Source organism: Kitasatospora sp. NPDC001660, assembly GCF_053596725.1.
Window position 1 is genome coordinate 66,672 of record NZ_JBSFGU010000003.1, and the last position, 21,710, is coordinate 88,381.

Genomic DNA, 21,710 nt, shown 5'->3' on the forward strand with positions numbered 1-21,710 from the left:
CTACTTCACGACCTGCACCGCGACGGAGCGCGCCGCGAGCACGGTCAACCCCTGCGTGCCGTCGTACGGTAGCGCCGCCTGGGCCGTCACCGGCATCGCCCCGGGGCCGTCGTCGCCGTCCAGCGTCAGCCGGTAGGTCACCGTCCTGCTCTGGCCCGGCGCCAGCGGGAAGGAGGCCGCCTTGGACTGCACCGCGTAGTCCATGCCGCCACCGGGCGAGACCGGGAGCTGGACCCAGGTGTCACCGTCCTGACGCTCCAACTTGCCCTGGTTGACCGGAACCTGAGTGCCAGGCGTACCCGCGTAGTTCTCCGTGAAGACCAGCGGTTCGACCGCCGCGTAGGTGGTCTGGCCGGTGTTCCGGTAGATCACCGAGAAGACGGCCGGCGCACCCTTCACCTTCACCTGTGAACCGATTTGGCTGAACATGATGTCGACGCCGGCCGGGGCGCTCGGGGAACCCGAGGGGGTTGACGAGGCCGCGGGCGTGGGACGGCCGCTGACGTCGAGGCTGTTCACGATCGACATCAGGTCCGACTGGTAGTCGCTCTTGAGACCGACCGCGGAGACGAACACCTGGTCCTTGGGCAGAGCCCACATCTGGGCCGTGAAGGCGGACTTGCCGCAGGTCACCTGCCACTGCGACTTGAGCGCGGAGCGGCCGGCCACGGTGGGCGTGGTCTTCGTCGGGCCGACGCTGTTGATCGACTCGCCCGCGGCGGGCACGTGGGGGTTGCCCCAGATCGAGCAGTAGGGCTGATGGCCCCAGCCGCCGTCGGAATCGAGATCACCGGTCGACGGCCAGACCGGCGACTCCGTGTCGAAGACCGACAGTTGCACCCCGTACGGCTGGCAGTCGGTGAAGCCGGCACTCTGGGGCGCTCCCGGGCTCAGGACGCAGAGCTGGTAGGCGTACCCGTCCAGGGTGGCGACCCGCCAGCCCGCGGGGATCTTCAGCTTCACACCCCGGAACGTGTACGGCGTCGCCGAGCCCGTGCGGGTGCTGGCCGGGGTCGGGGTGTCGTCGGCGAGGGGGGCGACGGTCTCGGAGGTGGCCGACGGGGTCTCGGTCTCCGTCGGGGCGGCCGTGGGGGTGGGGGTCTCGGTGGGCGTCGCCGTGGGGGTCGGGCTCGGGGCGGCCGTCACGGTGGCGGCCGGCGGCGCGTCGACGTGGCGGGCGACCGGCTCGCCGTGAAGGGTGAGCACACTGACCGCCATGGCGGCGGCCAGGCCCAGCAACGGGACGGTGACGGCATAGACCGGCCGCAGTCTGCGGATCCGGCGGTTCGGCGGCGCGGCCGGGCGCAGGTCGTGGGCGGTGATCAGGGACGTGCGGGCGTTCATCGCCTCGCGCAGCAGCCGTTCCGTCGGGGTCTCGGCCGTCCCGTCGTCGCCGCCGCTCCGGCGGGGGAACTTGTCGGTCATCGAACCTTCTCCAGGTGCTTTTCCAGAGCGTCCAGGGCCCGGCTGGCGGTGGACTTCACGGCGCCCCGGGAGAGTCCCAGGGTTTCGGCTATCTGCGCCTCCGACATGTCCGACCAGTAGCGCAGCACCAGCACCTCGCGCTGGCGGGGGGTCAGTTCCCGCATGGCCACCAGCACGCGCCGGTGCTCGTCGTTGAGCACGGCGTGGTCCTCGGCGGACGGCGCGTCGGCCTCGTGCGGCGGCACGTACTCGCGGGCGGTCTTGCGGCGGCGCAGCATCGAGCGGGCGCCGTTGACGACCGCCGTGCGCAGGTAGCCGAGCGCGTTGTCGAGGTCGTCCAGGTCCTCGCCGTGGCGCTGGTAGAGCTGGGTGAACGCCTCCTGGACGACGTCCTCGGCGAGGTCCTGGTGGTCGACCAGCAGGACGGCCATCCGGACCAGCCCGAGCCGGTGGGCGTGGTAGAGGTCGGTCAGGGTGGGCCGGTCCTCCGCGGGCTTGCGGCCGCCGCGCAGCAGCCGGAAGCCGGAGCGGCGCTGAGCCGCCTGCTGGTCGGTGGTGGGACCGGTGATCGGCTCGCCGGCCTCCTGCGCGCCGAACAGCACGGCGACTGCTCCGCGGAGGGAGAAGCCGCGCCCCCTCGCCGGCGCGATGATCGGCCCGATGGCCATGGACATGTGTGTTCTTCCGCTTCCCCCGGGACGCTTCCGTGTAAGCCGGAACCGTCAAGCCGCCTGATCAAGATCGTGATCGGCGAGATCCTCCCAGGCGCCGTCCGCCCGGTTCACTTCGCCCCCGCACCTATGGACGTGTGACCGCGGTGGAGGTTGCAGGGGGATTCGGAGGAATCTCAGGGATGGCCGAAACGGCTACACTCACCGGCGTTCCTCCACCCGTGAGCAGGGGGTTCCCATGCCCGAGCAGCACAGCGAGAGTCCCGTGTTCGGGACCGGGCCGGTCGCGGTCGCCATCGGGCGGCGGCCGGAGCCGGTGCACGACGTCGCGGTGTACGCCTTCGACGGCATGGCGCCGTTCGAGCTCGGCGTCGCGGTGGAGGTGTTCGGACTCGCCCGGCCGGAGCTGAGCGGCCTGCTGGCGGCGCCCTGGTACGGCCTGAAGGTGTGCGCGGACCGGCCGGGGAAGGCGCTGGACGCGGTGGGCGGGTTCGCGATGATCGCCCGGCACGGGCTGGACGAGCTGGCGGCCGCGGACACCGTGATCGTCCCCGGGGTGCCGAACGCGTTCGGCGGCGAAGTCTCGCCGGGCCTGGTCGCGGCGCTGCGGACGGCGCACGAGCGCGGCGCCCGGATCGTCTCGATCTGCTCGGGCGCCTTCGCCCTGGCCGCCGCCGGACTGCTGGACGGCCACCGGGCGACCACGCACTGGCGGTACGCCGAGCTGCTCCAGCAGCGGTACCCGCAGGTGGAGGTCGATCCGGACGTGCTGTACGTCGACAACGGGGACGTCCTGACGAGCGCGGGCAGCGCGGCCGGGATCGACCTGTGCCTGCACCTGGTGCGCCGGGACCACGGCGCGAAGGTGGCCAACACCGTGGCCCGCCGGTTCGTCGTGCCGCCGCACCGGGACGGCGGGCAGGCCCAGTTCATCGAGGCGGCGATCCTGCCGGTCGACGAGGAGGACGACGGGATCGCGCGCAGCATGCAGTGGGCGATGGACCACCTGGCGTCGCCGCTGACCGTCTCGGCGCTGGCCGGGGCCGCCCGGATGTCCGACCGCTCGTACCTGCGGCACTTCACGGCCCGCAACGGGACCAGCCCGATGCGCTGGGTCGTCACCCAGCGCATCGCGGCCAGCCTGCCGCTCCTGGAGTCCCCGGAGGGGACGGTCGAGGAGATCGCCACCGCGATCGGCTTCGAGAGCGCGGCGACGTTCCGTCACCACTTCGGCCGGGTGATGCGCACCTCGCCGACGGCCTACCGGCGTGGCTTCGGGCGCACAGTGGCGTGACCCGGTGACCCGGTGGCCCGGTGAGCCGGTGGCCCGGTGCGCCGGTGGCGGCTCAGGCCTGCTCGTGCCGGGCCGCGTTGGCGAGGATCGCGTCGTGCAGCCACTGCGCGAGGCCGGGGGCGGCCTTCTCGTAGGCGGCGGTCCAGCGCGGGTCCGAGACGTACAGCCCGCCCAGGCCGCGGTGGATGGTGTAGGTGCAGTCGTAGAAGTTCCGGCAGATGTGCTGCCGGTGCTCCTCGGCGAGGTCCATGGCGAGGGTGCCGTCGGCGGGCTCGCCGGCGGTGACCGCCTCGGCCAGGCGGGAGTTGAGGGCGGTCATCTCCGCCTGGATGCGCTGCCAGTCGGCCTTGTCGTAGCCGCCGGTGCGGCGCTGCGACTCGGCCCAGGCCTCGGTGTTCCCCCAGCGCCGCTCGGCCTCCTCCTCCCACTCCTCCTGGTAGTCCTCGCCGAAGATCTCGAACTTCTCCTCGGGGGTCAGCTGAACGCCCATTCTCCGTGCCTCCATGGCGTGTTCGACGGCCGCGGCGAGGTCCTGGAGGTGCTTGATCCGGTCGGTCAGCAACTGGTGCTGCCGCCGGAGGTGTTCGCTCGGGCTGACCGAGTCGTCGTCCAGGATCGCCGCGATCTCTTCCAGGGGGAACCCGAGTTCGCGGTAGAACAGGATCTGCTGCAGCCGGTCGAGGTCGGTGTCCACGTACCGGCGGTAGCCGGCCCGGGTGCGGCCCGCGGGGGACAGCAGTCCGATCTCGTCGTAGTGGTGCAGGGTGCGGACGGTCACCTTGGCGATCTTCGCCACGGCGCCGACCGAGTAGCCGTCGCTGTTCATGCGGGGTGTTCCTCCCTTCGTGCTGACCTCAACACTCGTCTCTCACGTCGCGTGAGGGTCAAGCCGGACCCGGGGGTCGAGCCAGAAGGGGGGCGTCAGTGCCCTGCGCCGACCAGGATGCGGTCGCGACGGCGGCCGGCCCGGCCGCGACCGGAGCCCTGGTCCTCCGACGAGGAGCGCGGGCGACGGGTCCGCTGGGTGGGCCAGAGCAGCACGTACGCCGTCGAGACGACGACGAACGCGAGCCGGACGAACCCGCGCGCCGAGTCGGACGGGAGGTAGAGCGTGCCGCCGTACAGCGTGGCCAGCGCGATCCAGCTCCACCACGGCACCAGGCGCTTCTGCCCGACCGCGTCCCACAGCAGGGTGCCGAGCAGGATCGAGGCGGTGTAGTACGTGTAGACGCTGGGGTCGAGCAGGATGCGGGCGTTCGCGCCGAGCAGCACGACGGCCGGCCAGCGCCCGCGCCAGACCGCGACGACGCCGAGGCCGATGCCGAGCACGAACTGGGTCGGCCGGTCCCACCAAGGGGTGGAGGGGTCGGTCACGCCGAACCAGCGCAGCGCGGAGGCCGGCTGGTTGGGGATGGTGAACTTGGCGGCCGCCATGGTGTCCAGGTTGCCGAGGTAGAACGGCAGCCAGGCGATCGCGACCAGCCCGCAGAACCACAGCACGGTGCGCAGCCAGGTGGGCCGGGGCAGGGCGAGGACCAGCGGCGTGAAGGCGATCGCCCAGGGCTTGGAGTCCACCGCGAGCGCCAGGAAGATCGCGACCTGGGTGGGCTTGCCGCGCGCGAGCGCGTGCGCGGCGAGGGCGGTGAAGAACAGCGCCAGCACGTCGTCGAGGTGCGCGAAGCGCACCGACACCTCGACCCACATCGGGATGAACGCCAGCCCGGCGATCAGCACGCGCTGCTGGAGCCGGCGGTGGTTGGTGCCGGTGCCGAGGTAGTACAGGGCGGCGGTGCGGCCCACCAGGACCAGCATCACCAGGCCGAGCGCGGAGCTAGCCGCCTCGGCTATCACCTGGCCCGCGTACGGCGAGAACGGGGCCGTGAGCCGGGCGGCGGCCAGACTGACCGGGCCGATCTGCAGCTCGGGGTGGTGGGCGTAGAGCGACAGCCCGCCGTCGGGCTGGCTGCTGAAGAGCAGCTGCTCACCCTGGCGCAGGTAGTGCCAGGAGAAGCCGCCCTTGGGCTCGACCAGGAAGAACCAGAGCACCGTCCACGCGATCAGCAGGACGTGGTGCCTGCGGACCAGCAGACCCGCGATCCGCCCTGTCCCAGCCTCGTAGTCGGTGGTGGTTTGTGCCGTGCGTACTCCCCGCACCTGTCCCTCTCCCCGCCGGTTCCGCCCCCCTCCGGCCGGACATCCTATGTGACGGAGGAGTACCTTCCGCGCCGCCCGGGTGTCCGTCGGATGGACGGCCGGGCGGCGCGGCGGTACTCAGGCGGTGATCCCCCGAGGTCAGCCCTGCTGGGCCGACTTGCGGCGGCGCAGCACCACGAGGGTGCCGACGCCGGCCACCAGGACGGCGCCGCCGGCGGCGGCGATGGCGGTGGTGTCGTCACCGCCACCGGTGGTGGCGAGGGCCTTGTCCGCGTTGTCGGCGGCGGCCTTGGCCTTGGTGACGGCGGCCGGGACGATCTTCGGCGGGGTGACCTTCGGGACGCTCACCGGGAAGTCGATCGGCTCCTGCGCCTCGGTGCTGCCGCCGGACGGGGCCGGGGCGGCGGTCGAGCCGGAGGCCGACGGCGCCGCGGACGGCGAACCGGTGGTCGGGGCCGGGGTGGTCGGCTGGGTGGTGGGCGTGTCCGTGGCCGTCGGGGTGGACGTCGGCGTGTGGGTGGCCGTCGGGGACGCGCTCGGCGAGTGGCTGGTCGTGGACGAGCCGCTCGGGCTGGGCGTGTGGGTCGGCGTGTGGGTGGCCGTCGGCGAGGTGCTCGCGGTCGGGCTCGGCTTGCCGGTGGGGCTCGGGCCCGCCTTCTTGATGGTGAACCCGGCGCCGCGGATGCCCTCGCAGCTGAACGCGCCGGTGTCGACCGGCAGGTGGGTGTTGTCGTCGAGCTCGGCGGCGAACACCACCGGGACGACGCCGGCCCGGCCGAGCGGGGCGTCCCCGGTGAAGGAGACCCGGACCTTGATGGTCAGGTTCTTGCCGCGGTTCACGACCAGCATGGCGTCGTCGGCCGGGTTGCCGTCCGAGTCGACCTGGCCGAGCAGCATGAGGGCGGCGGAGTCGTCGCCGTCGCCGCCGCCGGGCGCGACCGCGCCGGTCTGCCAGCCCTCGCCGGGCAGCTGGTACTCGACCTTGAGGTTCTTCGCCTGGAGCGAGCCCGCCTTGTTCTTGAACTTCAGGAGCGGGAAGAAGACGTCGTCGTGCTTGGACGGGTTGTCGATCCGGTAGGTGAACTCGCGGGCGTCACCACCGGCGACGAAGGTGTCCGGCACGCCGTGCAGCGAGAGGGCGAGGGCCCGCGCCGACGCCTGCTCGGCCTGGGCCGGGGCGGCGGACGGGGAACTGGTGGCGCCCACGGCCATGGCGCCCTGGGCGCCGGCCAGCACCATCGAGGACGCGAGCGCGGCGGCGCCGGCGAGGGCAAGACTGCGACGTATCGACAAGGGAGACCTCACGGGAGTGTCCGGGCGCGGCCCGGGAGCGCGGCGGGGCGCGGCTGGTCGCGCCGCGTACCCCCCGCGAAGCTTGAAAGTCCGACGGAGACTACCGAACGATCCGGCCGGTTCGGAAGGCAGGTGTCACGCTCCGTCCCGAAGGGGCCACGAAGCCGCCCGAATCGTCCAACTCCGTCCCCGGAAAAGGCTTTTGTCTTTTACCAAAAGAACACCGGAACGTGACGAGTACACGCCCGGAGAACCGTATCGCACGGCCCTCCGCGGCGTGAACCCGTCGGTCCCGGGAGCGGCGGTCACTCACTCACTCCGAGAAGAAGGACTTGGCGGCGATCAGAGCCCGCTCGTCGCGCAGCACGTCCCCCGGCCGGGTGCCGTTGCCGAGCAGCGCGCCGCCCCAGCGCATGCCCATGTAGTCGGCGGTCAGCCGCAGCGTGCCGATCAGGGGGTCGGCCTTGTCGTCCTCGGTGGCCAGGGCGGTGACGGCCCAGATCGTGCCGTCGGCCATGCCGTCGCGGAACACCCTGTCGGGCAGCCGGAGCCAGGCCGACCAGTAGTCGAGGTAGAGCTTCGCGCTGGTGGGCAGCGAGTACCAGTACAGCGGCGCGACGAAGACCAGGTCGGTGGCCTCCAACGTGGCGTCCAGCAGCGCCCGTTCATGCCCCTCCGGCTCGGGGAAGGTGCCGTCCCCGACGTGCCGGAGGTCCTCGAACGGCGGCAGCGGGTGGTCGCTCAGCCGCAGCCAGCGCTGCTCGGCGCCGGGTGGCAGGCTCGCCTCGGCGGCGAGGCGGGCGAGCTGCTCGGAGTTCCCGTCGGTGCGCGCGCCGGCGACGAGGAAGAGGAACGTGCGCGGCACGTCGGTGCCCGGGCGCTGATCGTGCTGGTCGTCCATTGGATGTCTCCCCCGTCGAACAGGTATCGCCCGGGCGGCGCGGTCCGTGCCTGTGATGCGGCCGCAGGCGCCAGCACGCGGGCCGGGCCGGTTATTCCGGGGGCGTTCCTCCCGGTTCCGCGGGCGGGATCGGCCGGTCGGCGAACAGCCGGACCGGTTCGCGCAGGACGGGGTGCCGGCGCGGGCCGAGGTCGGCGAGGCCGATCCGCTCGACGACCGCGCGGGAGCCGGTGTTGTGGTCGTGCACCCAGGCCACCACCGGCCGGTCCGGCGCGTGCCGGTGGGCGGCGTCGACGGCGGCGCGGGACAGCTCGGTGGCGTAGCCGCGGCCCCAGTGGGCCGGGTCCAGCCGGTAGTAGAGGTTCCAGAAACCGGTGGAGAGCTGCAGCGAGGCGCCGCCGACGCCGATCACCGGGCCGTCGACGCCCAGCCGGGCCGTCCAGTAGCCCATGCCGTCGGACTCCCAGACGTCGACGGCCCGTCCGATCCAGGCGCGGGTGGTGCCCTCGTCGAGGTGCCGGCCCTCGGGGGCGTGCCACCAGGTGCGGGGATCGTGGTTGATCGCGTGGAGCGGGGCGAGGTCGGCGAGGCCGACGGCGCGCAGTTCCAGCCGTTCGGTGCGGACCAGCCAGGGGGCGGCGGAGCGGTCGTCGTGGGTGGGCGTCACGCGCGGATCGTAGGCGGGTGCGGGGTGGTCCGGCACGTGATTATCGGACGGGGCCCGGGACGGCGCCTCAGTCGGGCAGGCCGGCGCGGCGGCGGGCGACGGCCGCGACGGCGGCCCAGTCCTTGTCGCCGTCCCCGTGCGCGAGCGCGTCGAGGAAGGCGTCCCGCAGGACGCTGCCGAACGGGAGGGGGACGGTCGCGGCGGCCCCGGCGTCGAGCGCGAGGCCGACGTCCTTGAGGCCCAGCGGCAGCCGGAACCCGGCCGGCTCGTAGCGCCGTTCGGCCACCATCGCGCCGTACCCGCCGTACACCGGGCCGGGGAAGAGAGTGCCGGTGATCAGCTCGACCAGGTCGGCCGGCCGGACGCCGTGGGCCTCGGCCAGGCTGCACGCCTCGGCCATCGACTCGATCGCGCAGGCCAGCAGGAAGTTGACGCTGATCTTGGTGGTGTTGGCCTGGCGCGGGCGGTCACCGAAGTGCCAGGTGCGCTGCCCCATGGCGGCGAACAGCGGCTCGGCGCGCGCCAGCAGCGCGGGATCACCCGCGGCGAGGATGTTCAGCTGCCCGGCGGCGGCGACCGGCGGCCGGCCGAGGACGGGCGCGGCGACGTAGCCGATGCCGTGCTCGGCGTGCGCCGCCTCGGCGCGCTCGGCGAGCGCGAGCGAGACCGTCGCCATGTTGACGTGCAGGGTCGCCCGCGCGCCCGCAAGGAGGACGGGGTCGAGCAGCAGCCCCTCGACCGCCTCGTCGTTGGCGAGCATGGAGACCACCGTGTCGGCGGCGAACACCTCGGCGAGCGTCTCCGCCGCCTGCGCGCCCTCGGCCACCAGGGCGGCCACCGGCTCGGCGGAGCGGTTCCAGACCCGGACGGCGTGGCCGGCCCGCAGCAGACTGCCGGCCATGCCCCGTCCCATCGCACCCAGCCCCACGAAGCCGACCGTCGTCCCGGTCATCGCGCACTCCCGTCGCCGTAGCCGCCGCACTCGTGGCCGACTGTACGTCAGCCGGGCCCGGACGGCCGGGGTGGCTTCACGCGCAGGCGCGCTCCGGCAGCCGTACCGCCCGGCCGCGCTCCAGCTGGGTGATCACCCGGTGACGCAGCAGCTCGTACTGGGCCTGGAGCCGGCCGTGGCGGGTCGGGCGGGAGACCGGACGGCCGGGGCCGACCAGTTCGTCCGGCCCGAACTGCTCGCGGGTGAGGTCGATCTCGACACCGGGGCCGAATCGGTTCCACCAGTGGAGGTCCGTCCGGACCCCGCCGACGTACACCTCGCCCATCATCAGCTCGCCGCCGAGCAGGTCGTGCAGCACCATCGCGGTGACCCCGCACTGGCCGCGGGCGGGATTGTCGGGACGCCAGTGGGCCAGGTCCTCGGGCGCACAGGTGTCGACACCCCAGGAGGAGCGGATCGCACGTTCGATGTCGTTGAGGGTCCACGCCGTCATACCAGGAAGCCTGCCACGCCCCACCGACAGCGGCACCGGCTTTTGACCGGTCCGTGCCCTGTACTGCAACGACCTTCCCGATCTTCACCCGAACGAGGGTGCTCCGAACCCGCCCGCCCGGCGTGCGGGGCGGACGGGCGGTGCTTTCGGGGGCGCTTCGGGTGACGTCCCGACGGCGTCCCGGCAGCGTGCGCCGGCGCGTTGCGGGTCAACGCGCCGCAGGTCGCCGCCGGGCGCGCCCGCGACGCCGATCGCCGCGACCGGAGCGCCCTTGGACCGCACCGGGGCGCCGCCGGCCAGGAACAGCGTGCCCGGGATGTCCTTGAGGTCCGGGGCCTGCGCCAGCCGCTTGGCCGGCTCTGAGGTCGGCGCGGGTCGCGGCGTCGATGGTCAGGCCGGTGCTCCGGGCGAGGTTCCGGTTCCGGGTGTCGGCCTTGACCGCGGCCGGCGCGAACTCGCCGCCACCGAACGGCGGGAGTCACCAAGGAGCGCCGGCTGCTGCGCTGAGCGCTCGCCCGGTGCCGCTCCGTACGGGCGAAGTGCTCGGAATGTCGGATTCCAGACCCGCGCACGCCGCTTCCCCACACCTCGCACGCACCCCCGACGGGCCGTCACGCGCCCTGATGCGCCCACAAATACCTGGTGGCAAACTGTCCACGCCCCTGCCACGATTGTGGATGTTTCGTGGAACCCACTATTGACAAACCAACCATGCGGTTTGTTAGCGTTGAACCAACGACGCCCCCGGGGGAGGGGGGCTCGCCGGGGCCCGTGCGGACCGCCCTCGCCGGAGGGTGCTGCCGGGGGGCGGCGGGCGGCCGGGGAGTCGGGGCAGCGGCAGCGCCGAAGCCGCGCGACGAGGGTGGCGCGGAGCGAGTCCGGGGGGACTCACTCCGCGCCTCCTCTACCCGTCAGGACCGTTTCGCCAGGCCCCCGTTCACGCGGCCGCGGACATCACTCCCCGCGTCACACCATCGCGCTCCAGTGGGCACAGCACACGTACGGCAGCGGCGCGCGACCGCACCCGCCCGCGACCTGCACGCGCGACGGCCGCTCCGGACGGCCGGCTCCGGGCGAGCTCGCGGTCAGTCGGGCCTCGCCCAAGTCCCCGAAGTGCAGCGACAGTTGGTAGCCGTCGCGGGTGGCCGCGGCCACCCCCGGCAGCTCCCGGCCGACGCCCAGCGAGGTGATCGTCCAACCGCACCGCCGCCAGTGGCGCTCGACCGCGCCCACGAGCGCCCCGCGCCTGGCCTCCGAGACGACGGTGAGGACGTCCCGCCCGCGGGTGACGTACCAGCTCAGGCCGTCGCCCTCCCCCGGCAGCGGCAGCCGGACACCGGACCGGGGCGGCGCGCTCTGCCATACCGGCATCGGCCGGATCGCGTCCAGCGCGTCCTGGAGAAGCGTCTCGCAGCGTGCAGCGGCCAGGAGTTGATCGATCGTCGCCTCACCGGACGGCCAGGCCTCCGACTCCTCCGGCCCGCAGCAGGGGCGGCCCACCGGGCATCCGAGGTTCAGTTCGGCACCACCTGGCAGCACTGGGCTCTCCGTACTCCTCCCGGCGTTCAACCCGGGCCGGGATTCCGTCACTCCTTCGACGGCGGGCATGCGGAATCGGTTCCGCCCCGCACCGTTCCGCGGGCCGCTCCCGCGCTCCATGTGCACTGCACGGTGCAGTTGAATCACTGATCTGCACCGTGTAGTTTACTTCTTGTCCGGCGTGAAGCGCCGGCGAACAGAACCCCCTCCACCGGAAGGACCCCGCCATGCCCACCATCACCGTCGGCACCGCCCGCATCCCCTACCGCGTCGTCGGCGACGGCCCCGGCACCCTTGTCCTGGTCCACGGCACCGGCCCCGGCTCCGACATGTGGGACGGCCTGCTGGACTCCTTCACCGACCGCTACACCGTCCTGCTGCCCGACCTCTCCGGCAGCGAGGCCGCCGAGGACGACGGCGCCGAACTGACCCTCGAAACCCTCGCCACCCAGGTCAACGCCGTCATCGACGACGCCGGCCGCGGCCCCGCCGACGTCGTCGGCTTCTCGCTCGGCGCGGTCGTCGCCACCGCGGCCGCCGCCCTGCGCCCGGACCAGGTCCGCCGGCTCGTCGCCACCGCCGGGTGGATCAGCAGCGAGCAGGACGAGTACCTGCGCCTCTCGCTCGCCACCTGGCTGTCGCTCGCCGACAACCCCGCCGCCTTCGGCCGCTACGGCACCCTCACCGCCTTCAGCCGCGGCTTCCTCAACCGGATCGGCCGCGCCGCCGTCGAGGCCAACACCGCCTACATGCAGCCGACTTCGGGCACCCTGCGGCACATCGCCCTCGACCTCGCCCTCGACCTCGGCCCGCTGCTCCCCCGCGTCCAGGCCCCGGCCCTGGTGATCGGCTGCACCCAGGACGCCACCGTGCCGGTGGAGAACACCCGCCGGCTGCACGCCGCCCTCCCCGGCAGCGCGTACGCCGAGTTCGACACCGGGCACATCGTCCTGGCCGAGGAGACCGAGGCCTACACCAAGACCGTCCGCGACTTCCTCGACGCCTGACCGGGGCCGCCGGTGCGGGGCCCGCGACCTGGGCGACGGTCGCCCGCCCCGCACCGAAGAGCACACCGTGTCGCGGCTGGCAAGAGCTGCGCCAGAACGTCCGATTCCCACAGGCCGCGGCGAATTTCGAATTGACTCGACATCAGCCCGCGAGGGGAGATTGCCTTGTCCGTCGCCGCTCCGCACGAGAGCGCGATACGTCATGCAAGGAGACGATCATGCGCATACTCCTCACCGGCCCGGCCGCGGCCGGCCACCTCTTCCCGATGGTGCCCACCGCCCAGGCCCTGCGCGCCGCCGGGCACGACATCCTGTTCGCCGCCGCGCGGCCGATGGACCAGATCCGCTCGGCCGGCTTCCCGCTCGCCGAGATCGGGGACGGCCGCGAGATGCGGGAACTGTTCATCGAGGCCAACGAAGGACAGTTCAGCTACAGCGGCAACGGCCTCGACCAGGACGGACTCCTGGACATGGCCTCCCGCGCCTTCGCCTACGCCGCCCGCCCCACCGTCGACGACCTCCTCGCCGTCGCCTCCGGCTGGGGCGCCGACCTGCTCGTGCACGCCGCCTTCCAGGCCGCGGCCCCGCTCGTGGCGGCCAAGCTCGGACTCCCGTCGCTCCTGCACAACTACGGCATCCCGACCGGCCGCGACATCGTCGAGCGCCTCGCCGCCAACTTCACCGACCTCTACGACAAGCACGGCGTGGACGGCCCGGCCACGCCCACCTCGCTCAGCATCGGCCCGCTCGGCGGCGACCTGGACGGCCTGCGGATGCGCTACGTGCCCTACAACGGCGGCGGCCTCGTCCCGGGCGAGTACCTCGGCCCGGCCGAGCGCCCGCGGGTGCTGATCACCCTGGGCACCGTCGTCACCCACGTGGACGGCGTCAGCGCCGTCTCCCGCCTGGTCGAGGCGGCCTCCTCGGTCGACGCCGACTTCCTGCTCGCCGTCGACGGCGCCGACCTCGCCCCGCTCGGCACCCTGCCCGACAACGTCCGTGCCCTGCCCTGGGTGCCGCTCGCCGACCTGGTCCGCCACTGCGACGCGGTGATCCACCACGGCGGCGCGGGCACCACGGGCACCACCCTCCAGGCCGGCGTCCCGCAGCTGCTGCTCCCCCAGGGCGCCGACAACTACCTGGTCGCCGACGCCCTCACCGCCGCCGGCGTCGCCCTGCGCTCCACCTCGGAGACCGTCGACACCGACGTGCTGAACCGCCTCCTGACCGACCCCGACCTCCGCGCGGCCGCCGCCCGCGTCCAGGCCGAGAACAACGCCCTCCCCACCCCCGCCGCCATGGTCCCCACCCTCGAAGCCCTGGCCGCCGCCCGCTGATCCACCCCGGAACCCAGAAAGCCGCAGGTCACCAGGCCTGCGGCTTTCCCGTTGCGGCGCGGGCGGCGAGATCGGTCGCACACCGGTCCGCGAAGGCCGCGGGTGCGGACGACGACCGGGTCGCGCTCTTCTTCCTCGACCACGCCCGCCAGGCCCGCCAGGCCCGCCAGGCCCGCCTCAAGCCTTGCTCACCGTCCGTTCTGGCACGGACCTGGCACGCGCCGGAATCGTCCGCGCGGAGCCCGAGGTGACGCTCGACACCTACGGTCTGCTCGACCACGGCGTCGCAACTGCCCTGGCGCACTTCGCGGACCACGTCCGCGAGGACGTGGACCACGAGTGACTCCATGACCCGTCCGTGGACGGAATCGACGAGGAACCCGGCAGTTGCGCACCTTGGCATCACGCCCATGGGGATCAAGGACTGGTTCACCCAGTGCAACGAGGGCCGTTGCCTACACCCCTGCGCGGCGGGCGACCCGATCCGGACACAACCGGCCTGGGAGGCGGCGCCAAAAGCCCGGCGGGCGAGCTGTTGTCGGTCCATTCTGGGCTCATGACTCAGCCCCGGACGGGATCTGCCCAGGACAGCCGGCCGGGGGACGGAGTCACACTCCATCAGCAGCCCCGGCACCCGGTGCGCGACAGCAGAGCCGGGTCCCCATCGCTCAACCGGGAGGCTTCACCATGGGCCGAGCAGGCACATGTCCAAGAGTGCTCATCGTCGGGGCGGGCCTGGCCGGCACCGCCACGGCGATCCGGCTGCTCCGCTTCGCGCGCAGGCCGCTCGAGATCGTCCTGCTCGAGCGGCGTTCCGACTACCGGTCCGCCGGCGTCGCCTACCACCGGGACGGCAACCCCTGGGACCACGTGTTCAACATCCAGGCGGGTCGGATGTCGGTGTTCCGGGAGGACGTCCACGACTTCGTCCGCTGGGCCAACCTCGAAGCCGACCGCCGGGACTGGCCGGCGCCCTGGGACCGGCTCGAGTTCGTCGAGCAGGGCCCGGCGCCCCGGCGGATCTTCCAGGACTACCTGACCGATCGGCTGGCCGAGGCCAGGCGGGAAGCCTGTCCCGGCGTCGTGCTCGTCGAAGCGGACGGCGAGGCGGTCGACATGGAAGTACGCTCCACCGGTGTCGAGGTGACGGTACGGCAGTCGTCCGCAAGCGGTCCCGAGGCCGGACCGGGCCCGGAACCGACCGCGCTGTTCGCCGAACACGTCGTTCTCGCGACCGGCCTCGAACTCAGGGATCCGCCCTTCGCCGCCGACGTACTCTCACACCCGTCCTTCGTGAGGAACCCGTACTCCGCGGCCGGCGTCCGGAAGCTCGTAACGCTCCCGGCCGAGGCGACCGTCGCGATCATCGGATCCGTGCTGAGCGCGTACGACTCGGCGGGCCTCCTGCTGCGCCGGGGCCACACCGGAAGGATCCACCTGATCTCCAGGACCGGGACGATGTTCCGAACGTACCCCGGCGGGCACGAACACGGAGTGTTACAACTACCCTGCCCGAAAACACTGCTGGAGCCGTACCGGAACCGCGAGGAGTTCCTCGCCCGGGTTCGGTCCGAGTGGGCGACGGCACGCTCGACGGTCGTTCGGGACCACCCCGAGGTCGACCCTGCGGTGGTTGCGGAGCGGGTCGCCAAGGCGTGGGAACCGCATCTTCCCGAGGCCATCGAACGGATTCCCTCCGCGGAACTGCGGAGCCTGCTGGACGAGTTCGGTACCTCGATAGCAGCCCTCCGGGTCGGCGCGGTGGAGTACACGATGGCGGTCATCGAGCGCGCGATACACCCGGTGGACGGGCCGGCGAAGCTGGTCGTCGGCAACGTGGAGGGGATCACGCCGACGGAGTCGGGGCGGCTGGTCGTCTCGGTCGCGGCCCCGGAGGAGAAACACGCCATCGAGGCCGACCTGGTGGTGTCCAACTTCGGCAGGGAGTCGGACTACAGCAGGGTCGGCCACTCGCTCTGGAGGAATCTCCTCCGGAGGGGGATCGCGGTCCCCCATGAGCGCACCGGGCGCGGCCTGGAAGTCGACGAACACGGGGCGCTGCTGAGCCCCGGCGGGGAGCCGGCCGGCCCGGTCTCCGCGGTCGGCGTGCTGAGAGAGGGCGACGAGATCGTGCGGAACGGCCGAACCGGTGCGTTCGCCTTCAATCTCGCTGCCATCAAGAACCAGTCGATCGCGGTCGCCGCACGGGTGATCGAGCAACTGGAGCTCCATGACGACGGCTTGGCCCAGGACATGGCTCAATACCACGGCCACGTCAGCAATACAGAGGAAGCGGCCCTGGTCGGATTCGAGGAGGCTGTAGCCCTGGAGGTGAGGAGGTTGGCCACGCGTGCTCGAAGCAAGCGGGAACTGCTCGATTCCCGGTTGGACGCCTGTATCCGGTCCATGGGAGACCTTCCGCCCCTCCCGATGGCTGCCTCCCGGCGTGACCGCCTGATGGGGGCGGTCGTCAACCGGGCCGCCGTTCAACGGCTCACTGACGTCACCGTGACGCCACGGCAGCTGCGTCGACACCTGGGGATAACGGACGCCGAAGATCTGGAGGACTAGTTGAACGGGCGACGGATTCAAGGATTCCTATTAACCGGTGGCACACAGAGCGTGTTACGGGGTACCTGTAACCGCACAAGAAGTCCGCTCAACGGATCCATTCTCGTCGCCCCTTCCCTCGAAGCGGGAATATACGACGCGATCGTGGCAGCGCGTGCGGTCGTCTGCAGTTCGGGCGGACTGACCGGCCACATGCAGTCCATCTGCCGCGGCAGGGGCATACCCGTACTCCGCGTCGACCAGGCGGATCTCGCCGACCTGGTCGGCGAAGTGACGCTGCACCTGGAGAGCCAGACCATCGTCATCGGGTCCGACGCGAGTGGTGCCGGGGCCCCGGGCCCGGGGGCCGGGCGTTCCTCGCTGGACCGTCTCGGCTCGGCGTGTGCGGTCATCGCGGACCTGCAGGACATCCACACGATCAACGCGTGCGGGCCGAACGCGAAGCGGGTCGAGTCCTTCTTCATCCGGGAGGAGTTCCTCTGCCTGGCGGCGGGCCTGCGTCCCCTCGACTCCCTTCACGGCGGCCCCGCCGACATCGCGGTCTACGGGCGTGCCGTCGCGGACCGGCTGTGCACCTTCGTGGAGGCGCTCCTGCCCGACCAGCGGCTGGTCCTGAGGCTTCTCGACCTCCGCTCCGACCACGCCGCCGGCGTCACCGAGCTGGCCCCGGTCGCGGTCGAGCCGAACCCCGAGCTGGGCCTGCACGGCGCACGCTGGCTGCTTGGTTCGACCGCCTACCGGGACGCACTGCACTCCGTTCTCGGGTCCCTGCGGGAGCAGCTCGGTGACGATGCGGGCCGAGTGCACCTCTCGGTTCCGTTCCTCAACGATGCGGAGGAGTTCGCCCAGCTCAGAACGCATCTTGAGGTGCCGGTCGACGTGCCCGTGTCCGCGTTCATCGAAACGCCCGCGGCAGTGCACGCCACCCGGGCGCTCTGCGCCGTGGGCGCCAGCGAGCTGTTCGTCGGCACGAAGGACCTGGTGCAGTTCTACCTCGCCGCGGACCGGACCAACCACCTGGTGGCCGAGTCCTACCAGACCCGGCACCCGGCCGTCATGGACGGAGTGCGGAGGGTGGTGGAGTCCGCGCGCGCAGCGGACACCCCGGTGAGGGTGTTCTCGTTGGGTGCGGACCTCGCCCACTACCTGGAACGCCTGCCGACCCCGGACGGCTACATGATGTGCACCGCCGAACTCCGGCAGGTGCTCCTTCAGCCGCAACCCTGACCGGGCCGGCAGGACGGGGCGGCCGATTTTGAGCGGCAACGCGGCGGGCGGCGGAGTTGCTTGGGGCGAAGCCCAGGATCTGGGTCAGCAGGGTGACCAGAGCGGTCTCGGCGTGCTCCTTGAGGGAGATGGTCGGGAGGTTGTGCGCTTCACCGAAGGTTCGCTTGGAGAAGCGGGCGGCGAACTCGGCACGGGCGGCCTCGGCGGCCTCCAGGCCGTGGAGGGTGGCGGTGACCTCGCCGGCGAGGATGCGCTTGACGGCCATCGGGTGCGCGGTGCCGTTGGCCACGCGCGCGGTGACGGTGGCGATCTCCTCGTCGGTCCACTCGGTGAGCTGCTTGAGGTAGGGCTCGATGAGGTGGTCGGGGATGGACATCACGCGGCCGAAGATCTCGTCCGGTGAGGAGGAGAGTCCGACGTAGTTGCCCTTGGACTTGCTCATCTTGGCGCCGGTGCCATCAGTGCCCTCGATGAGCGGAGTGGTGATGATGACCTCGGGGGTCTGCTCGCGGATCTCCATGACCTTGCGGCACATCTGGAGATTCAGGAGTTGGTCCACGCCGCCGAGTTCGACGTCCGCGGTGATGGCCACTGAGTCGAGGGCCATGACGACGGAGTACACGAACTCGGCGACCGACAGTCCGTCGCCGGCGGCGAGGCGGCTGCGGAAGTCCTCGCGCTGGAGCGTCATGGAGACTGGGATGTGGGCCAGGATGCCCACCACCGGGCAATCTGTCGGTTCAGGAAGCCTGGTGGACGGCGATGAGCTGAGCCGACCATCTGTTACCCAGGCAGCACAGCCATTCCGGCTGGCGTACGGGGCACGCCGTGGAAGACCTGTCGGGCATGCCACTCGCGATGCCGTTCGGCGACGGATGGAACGCCCGATTGCGGACCTATCACCGGCTGCCCGGCCAGCGCGAGCACGTGCTGCCGGCTCGCCTCGCTGCGGCCGACGAAACGCTGCGAGACAAGAATGCGATGCCCCTCGCCCAGGCCCAGGATTCCCTTGTCGAAGAGCTTGTGGTGCAACGAGCACAGGCACAGGCCGTTGTCGACCTCGTCCGGACCGTCGTACGACCACCAACGCACATGCGCGGCCTCCAACCCGACGCTGCTCGCTCCGAGCATCCCGTCGTAGCCGCAAAAGGCGCACTGGAACTCGTACGCCGTCAGAACGATCTCACGCATCCGGCGGTCTCGCTGCCGCCGTGCAGCAGTCTCCGCTTCACCGGGCAGGCCGGCCACGGGTGCGGTCTCTGCCAGCTCCAGGTCGAGACCGACGGCCTCGCACAGATCGGCGTGTAGCGACGGCGGGAAATTGACATCCAGCAGCGCTCTGGCCAGCCTCCCCAGCAGCGAAGGCTCCTTGCTGAGCGCTGTCCGCAACTCGGGTACGAGCCTGCCGGTGGCGCCGCTGGACCGGAGAACCCGGACCCCACTTCCCGGGCTCCCCTGCCCACGATCGGTCCTGACCTCCCACACACCGTCATTGACCAGATGGTGGAAGGGGTATGCGGGCGTCGTCGGATTCGGCGGCCCGTACTCGACCAGCAGCCGCTTCAGCTCCTCCTCGACCACGCTGTAGCGCAGCTCGCTGTCGGCATCCTGCTGGAAGCTGCCGAGCGCGTACAGCAGCAACAACGGCTTATGCGGAGCGCGGACCTCGTTGTTCGTCCACTGCCGCAGCTTCGCCACCCGATCGAGCCAGTCCATGGCCGCCAGCGTAGTTCGTGGCACCGACGCCAACTCCGTTGTGGAGTTCGGCACCTGGTCCCCGGGCGGGAAGGTCGGTAGTCGGGTCGAACCATCCGGTTCGAGGGCGGCCTGGGCACCTGGGTCAGAGGCGAGGCATCCCATGCTCCAAGTAGGAAGTTGCCGCGAGAGATCGGGCGTCAAGGGCGGCGTGGGCCCGCCGGGCCAGGCGAGGGATGAGGAGCTCGCTGATCTGGTCGGCGGTGTGGAAGGCGTACTCGCCGATCTCCACTCCGTCCAGGTTGATCTGAGCTCGCTCCTCCGCGGAAAGGATGCCCCCGTCGAAGACGAAGAGCAGCTTGTCGCCCTCGGTCGGGTGGGGCGCCCAGTCCGCGACGAGGAGGCGGCCGATGGGCGGGGTGATGCCGAGCTCCTCCTTGACCTCTCGGGCCGCGCCCTCGCTCGGGGTCTCACCGGGGTGGAGGTAGCCGCCCGGGATCTCCCAGCCCGGCTTGTACGTGGGCTTCACCAGGAGCACGCGGTCGGCTTCGTCAAAGAACAGCACGCCGGCGGCGGTGCGCGGCTGGGCAACGGCATCAGGTACGTCGGAGTCGCTCACGGCTGCGACTGTAGCGGCGGCGTGGTCCGAACTTGGCCGGTTCAAGCTCGCAGACACATGTCCGGGTCTCGGAGCATTGTGGTCAACTAGGGCCGTTGCTGCTCTCACACCGGGATGTGGACGCTGATGAGCGATCAGGCGGGCGAGCTCGAGCCGTGGCGGATCCACGGGGACCGAGTGGTGTACGACAACCCCTGGGTGCAGCTGGCCCTGGTGGATGTCGAGCCGCCGGGAGTTCCGCGGTTCGAGCATCACGTGGTCAGGTTGAAGCGGGTGGCCATAGCGGCGGTCCTGGACTCCGAAGACCGCGTGCTGATGCTGTGGCGATACCGCTTCGTGCCGAACTCCTGGGGCTGGGAGCTTCCGGGCGGCATCGTCGACCCTGGGGAGGACGGTCGGCAGGCGGCGCTGCGTGAGGTGGAGGAGGAGACCGGCTGGCGTCCGGACGGCCTTGACCACGTGGTGACGTTCCAGCCGATGGTCGGGATGGTGGACTCCCCCCACGAGGTCTTCGTCGGCGAGGGAGCGACCTTGATGGGCGAGCCCGAGGCCGGCGAGGAGGCTGGACTCATCTCGTGGGTGCCGCTGGCCGACATTCCGGCGCTCATGGCGGAGGGAAAGCTGATGGGCTCCGGCACCCTGGTGGCGCTCCTCCATATCCTGGCTACCCGAAAGCGGTAGGTCGACCTCCGGGCAAGACCCCCGCCGACACTGCCGCCTTCAGAACTTGGTGCCCAACTGGTCGATGCGCGCCCGGTGACGGGCGGAACCCGTGCGGTTGGCAAGGAGTCGGGCCTTTCGTAAGTGGTTCATGGCCTGTTCCTGTTCCTCGCGCGCGAGATGGGCCTGCGCGAGGTCGCAGTGCAGGCCGGCTGTGGCCCGGGTGAACGTCGCGTCCATGCCTGCGAGCGCGTCGTACAGGTCGCTCATCGCGGCGTCGTCGCCGAGTCGGGCGAGCACATTGCCGCGCCACCGGGTGAGGTGATTGCCGTTGAGGAAAATGCTCAGCATGTCGGGATCGCGGTCGGTATCCCCGGGCGGGAGGATGGCGGCTGCTCGGTCCAGTGATCGGCGGCAGTCGTCCGGACGGCCAGCCTGAGCCAGGAGTTCGGCTTCGGCGGCGTGCAGCCATGCCAGCAAGCGCGGCGACGCCTTGCTGCCGACTGTCCGATGTGCCTCCTGTACGAGCTGCACGGCCAGGTCCGACTTGCCGGCTGCGGACAGGACGTAGGCCTGCTCCGCCATGGCGTGAGCCAGGTACATCGGCTCCTTCGCCTCGGCGGCGGCCCGCTTGCCCAGCTCGTAGTGCCGCCAGGCCCGCTCGGTGGCGCCCACGTCGAGTGCCTGCCATGCACCGAGCGTGGCTGCCCCGGCAAGTGCTCGCGCAATCGGCTCCCGGGTACTCGGCAGCACGGCGAAGGTCAGACACTCCTCCAGAGCCGTCAGATGGGCCTGCATCTGGTCCACCAGGGCGGCGGCACCCATCTGACGGTCGACGGTACGCAGCAGCTCGGTCTGAGCCATGAACGTCTCGACCATGCCGAGACTCAGGTTGTGGGCCGAGTCGATGCGGCCGATCAGTTCGTCGTAGCCGGTGACGGTCTCGGCCGATGTCGTCCGGCCGAGAAGTTCACGATTGGTGAGCCCGAGGAGGGCGCGAAGTACGGCCGCGTACAGCTGGCCGATCGGGCGCCGGCCGTTCTCCCACTCCGACACGTAGACACGCAGACTCGCCGTCGAAGCCACGTCGAGGCTGTGCTGCCGGGCGTAACGCTCGATCTCGTGGACGAGCCGCTCCTGCGACCAGCCGTGTGTCTTGCGCGCCTGCCTGAGCCGAGCTGACACCGTCGCCCCCACCTTGAGAT

18 protein-coding genes and 3 pseudogenes are annotated in these 21,710 nt (G+C 71.5%); 6 read left to right on the forward strand and 15 right to left on the reverse strand.

The genetic code is table 11. The features are described from left to right. Window positions 1-1,425 carry a hypothetical protein gene (locus ACWCXH_RS03925; RefSeq protein WP_449799723.1) on the reverse strand — a complete coding sequence of 475 codons (1,425 nt, stop codon included), beginning with the start codon at window positions 1,423-1,425 and terminating at the stop codon, window positions 1-3. After that, window positions 1,422-2,099, reverse strand: a complete 678-nt coding sequence (locus ACWCXH_RS03930) for an RNA polymerase sigma factor (protein ID WP_449799724.1) — start codon at window positions 2,097-2,099, stop codon at window positions 1,422-1,424. The genes ACWCXH_RS03925 and ACWCXH_RS03930 overlap by 4 nt, the downstream gene beginning before the upstream one ends. 313 nt (window positions 2,100-2,412) lie before the next feature. On the opposite strand from ACWCXH_RS03930, the gene ACWCXH_RS03935 reads away from it, so the two are divergent. Then, on the forward strand, window positions 2,413-3,390 hold the full coding sequence (locus ACWCXH_RS03935; RefSeq protein WP_449799967.1) for a helix-turn-helix domain-containing protein: 978 nt from the start codon (window positions 2,413-2,415) through the stop codon (window positions 3,388-3,390). A 52-nt stretch (window positions 3,391-3,442) separates the two neighbouring features. Here the strand turns inward: ACWCXH_RS03935 and ACWCXH_RS03940 are convergent, their stop codons facing one another. From ACWCXH_RS03940 to ACWCXH_RS03980, 9 genes and pseudogenes are all read right to left on the reverse strand, one after another. Continuing rightward, complete coding sequence (locus tag ACWCXH_RS03940; RefSeq protein ID WP_449799725.1) at window positions 3,443-4,216, reverse strand: MerR family transcriptional regulator; 774 nt, start codon at window positions 4,214-4,216, stop codon at window positions 3,443-3,445. Window positions 4,217-4,311: 95 nt separating this feature from the next. Continuing rightward, on the reverse strand, window positions 4,312-5,544 hold the full coding sequence (locus tag ACWCXH_RS03945) for a hypothetical protein (RefSeq protein WP_449799726.1): 1,233 nt from the start codon (window positions 5,542-5,544) through the stop codon (window positions 4,312-4,314). 138 nt (window positions 5,545-5,682) lie between these two features. Then, entirely contained in the window at window positions 5,683-6,837 is a 1,155-nt protein-coding gene (locus ACWCXH_RS03950; RefSeq protein WP_449799727.1) for an LPXTG cell wall anchor domain-containing protein, read from the reverse strand. A gap of 313 nt (window positions 6,838-7,150) precedes the next feature. Then, on the reverse strand, window positions 7,151-7,702 hold the full coding sequence (locus tag ACWCXH_RS03955) for a flavodoxin family protein (RefSeq protein ID WP_449799968.1): 552 nt from the start codon (window positions 7,700-7,702) through the stop codon (window positions 7,151-7,153). Window positions 7,703-7,829: 127 nt separating this feature from the next. Beyond that, window positions 7,830-8,405, reverse strand: coding sequence for a GNAT family N-acetyltransferase (locus ACWCXH_RS03960; RefSeq protein ID WP_449799728.1), 576 nt, complete (start codon window positions 8,403-8,405; stop codon window positions 7,830-7,832). A 67-nt stretch (window positions 8,406-8,472) separates the two neighbouring features. After that, on the reverse strand, window positions 8,473-9,387 hold the full coding sequence (locus tag ACWCXH_RS03965; RefSeq protein ID WP_449799729.1) for an NAD(P)-dependent oxidoreductase: 915 nt from the start codon (window positions 9,385-9,387) through the stop codon (window positions 8,473-8,475). A 46-nt stretch (window positions 9,388-9,433) separates the two neighbouring features. Then, window positions 9,434-9,850 (reverse strand): YunG family protein, encoded by a 417-nt coding sequence (locus tag ACWCXH_RS03970; RefSeq protein WP_449799730.1) that lies wholly within the window; start codon window positions 9,848-9,850, stop codon window positions 9,434-9,436. A 219-nt stretch (window positions 9,851-10,069) separates the two neighbouring features. Continuing rightward, window positions 10,070-10,222, reverse strand: a pseudogene (locus ACWCXH_RS03975) (heme-binding protein); the annotation flags it as partial. A 594-nt stretch (window positions 10,223-10,816) separates the two neighbouring features. Then, entirely contained in the window at window positions 10,817-11,389 is a 573-nt protein-coding gene (locus ACWCXH_RS03980) for a hypothetical protein (protein WP_449799731.1), read from the reverse strand. A gap of 227 nt (window positions 11,390-11,616) precedes the next feature. On the opposite strand from ACWCXH_RS03980, the gene ACWCXH_RS03985 reads away from it, so the two are divergent. From ACWCXH_RS03985 to ACWCXH_RS04000, 4 genes are all read left to right on the forward strand, one after another. Further along, a complete protein-coding gene (locus tag ACWCXH_RS03985; RefSeq protein ID WP_449799732.1) occupies window positions 11,617-12,396 on the forward strand; it encodes an alpha/beta fold hydrolase in 780 nt (259 codons plus the stop codon). Window positions 12,397-12,614: 218 nt separating this feature from the next. Then, window positions 12,615-13,733 carry a nucleotide disphospho-sugar-binding domain-containing protein gene (locus tag ACWCXH_RS03990; RefSeq protein WP_449799733.1) on the forward strand — a complete coding sequence of 373 codons (1,119 nt, stop codon included), beginning with the start codon at window positions 12,615-12,617 and terminating at the stop codon, window positions 13,731-13,733. A gap of 687 nt (window positions 13,734-14,420) precedes the next feature. Beyond that, complete coding sequence (locus ACWCXH_RS03995; RefSeq protein WP_449799734.1) at window positions 14,421-16,304, forward strand: FAD/NAD(P)-binding protein; 1,884 nt, start codon at window positions 14,421-14,423, stop codon at window positions 16,302-16,304. A gap of 51 nt (window positions 16,305-16,355) precedes the next feature. Next, entirely contained in the window at window positions 16,356-17,531 is a 1,176-nt protein-coding gene (locus ACWCXH_RS04000; RefSeq protein WP_449799735.1) for a putative PEP-binding protein, read from the forward strand. Window positions 17,532-17,571: 40 nt separating this feature from the next. On the opposite strand, the pseudogene tyrS reads toward ACWCXH_RS04000, so the two are convergent. The 3 genes and pseudogenes from tyrS to ACWCXH_RS04015 form a co-directional block, all read right to left on the reverse strand. Further along, a pseudogene (gene tyrS / locus ACWCXH_RS04005) lies at window positions 17,572-18,384 on the reverse strand (tyrosine--tRNA ligase); the annotation flags it as partial. After that, complete coding sequence (locus ACWCXH_RS04010; RefSeq protein ID WP_449799736.1) at window positions 18,315-19,247, reverse strand: phosphorothioated DNA-binding restriction endonuclease; 933 nt, start codon at window positions 19,245-19,247, stop codon at window positions 18,315-18,317. The pseudogene tyrS and the gene ACWCXH_RS04010, both read right to left, overlap by 70 nt. A gap of 124 nt (window positions 19,248-19,371) precedes the next feature. Next, window positions 19,372-19,845, reverse strand: a complete 474-nt coding sequence (locus ACWCXH_RS04015; protein ID WP_449799737.1) for an NUDIX domain-containing protein — start codon at window positions 19,843-19,845, stop codon at window positions 19,372-19,374. Between the two features lie 144 nt (window positions 19,846-19,989). On the opposite strand from ACWCXH_RS04015, the pseudogene ACWCXH_RS04020 reads away from it, so the two are divergent. Beyond that, window positions 19,990-20,526: pseudogene (locus ACWCXH_RS04020) on the forward strand (NUDIX hydrolase); the annotation flags it as partial. Window positions 20,527-20,565: 39 nt separating this feature from the next. Here ACWCXH_RS04020 and ACWCXH_RS04025 read toward each other — a convergent pair. Further along, a complete protein-coding gene (locus ACWCXH_RS04025) occupies window positions 20,566-21,690 on the reverse strand; it encodes an XRE family transcriptional regulator (protein ID WP_449799969.1) in 1,125 nt (374 codons plus the stop codon). Window positions 21,691-21,710: the final 20 nt, after the last annotated feature.

What these genes read in the sequence shown, in the direction of transcription:
- ACWCXH_RS04010 (WP_449799736.1), bottom strand. Translation starts at nt 19,247, where the DNA reads ATGGACTGGCTCGATCGGGTGGCGAAGCTGCGGCAGTGGACGAACAAC.
- ACWCXH_RS03930 (WP_449799724.1), bottom strand. Translation starts at nt 2,099, where the DNA reads ATGTCCATGGCCATCGGGCCGATCATCGCGCCGGCGAGGGGGCGCGGC.
- ACWCXH_RS03990 (WP_449799733.1), top strand. Translation starts at nt 12,615, where the DNA reads ATGCGCATACTCCTCACCGGCCCGGCCGCGGCCGGCCACCTCTTCCCG.
- ACWCXH_RS03985 (WP_449799732.1), top strand. Translation starts at nt 11,617, where the DNA reads ATGCCCACCATCACCGTCGGCACCGCCCGCATCCCCTACCGCGTCGTC.
- ACWCXH_RS03940 (WP_449799725.1), bottom strand. Translation starts at nt 4,216, where the DNA reads ATGAACAGCGACGGCTACTCGGTCGGCGCCGTGGCGAAGATCGCCAAG.
- ACWCXH_RS03995 (WP_449799734.1), top strand. Translation starts at nt 14,421, where the DNA reads ATGGGCCGAGCAGGCACATGTCCAAGAGTGCTCATCGTCGGGGCGGGC.
- ACWCXH_RS03970 (WP_449799730.1), bottom strand. Translation starts at nt 9,850, where the DNA reads ATGACGGCGTGGACCCTCAACGACATCGAACGTGCGATCCGCTCCTCC.
- ACWCXH_RS03925 (WP_449799723.1), bottom strand. Translation starts at nt 1,425, where the DNA reads ATGACCGACAAGTTCCCCCGCCGGAGCGGCGGCGACGACGGGACGGCC.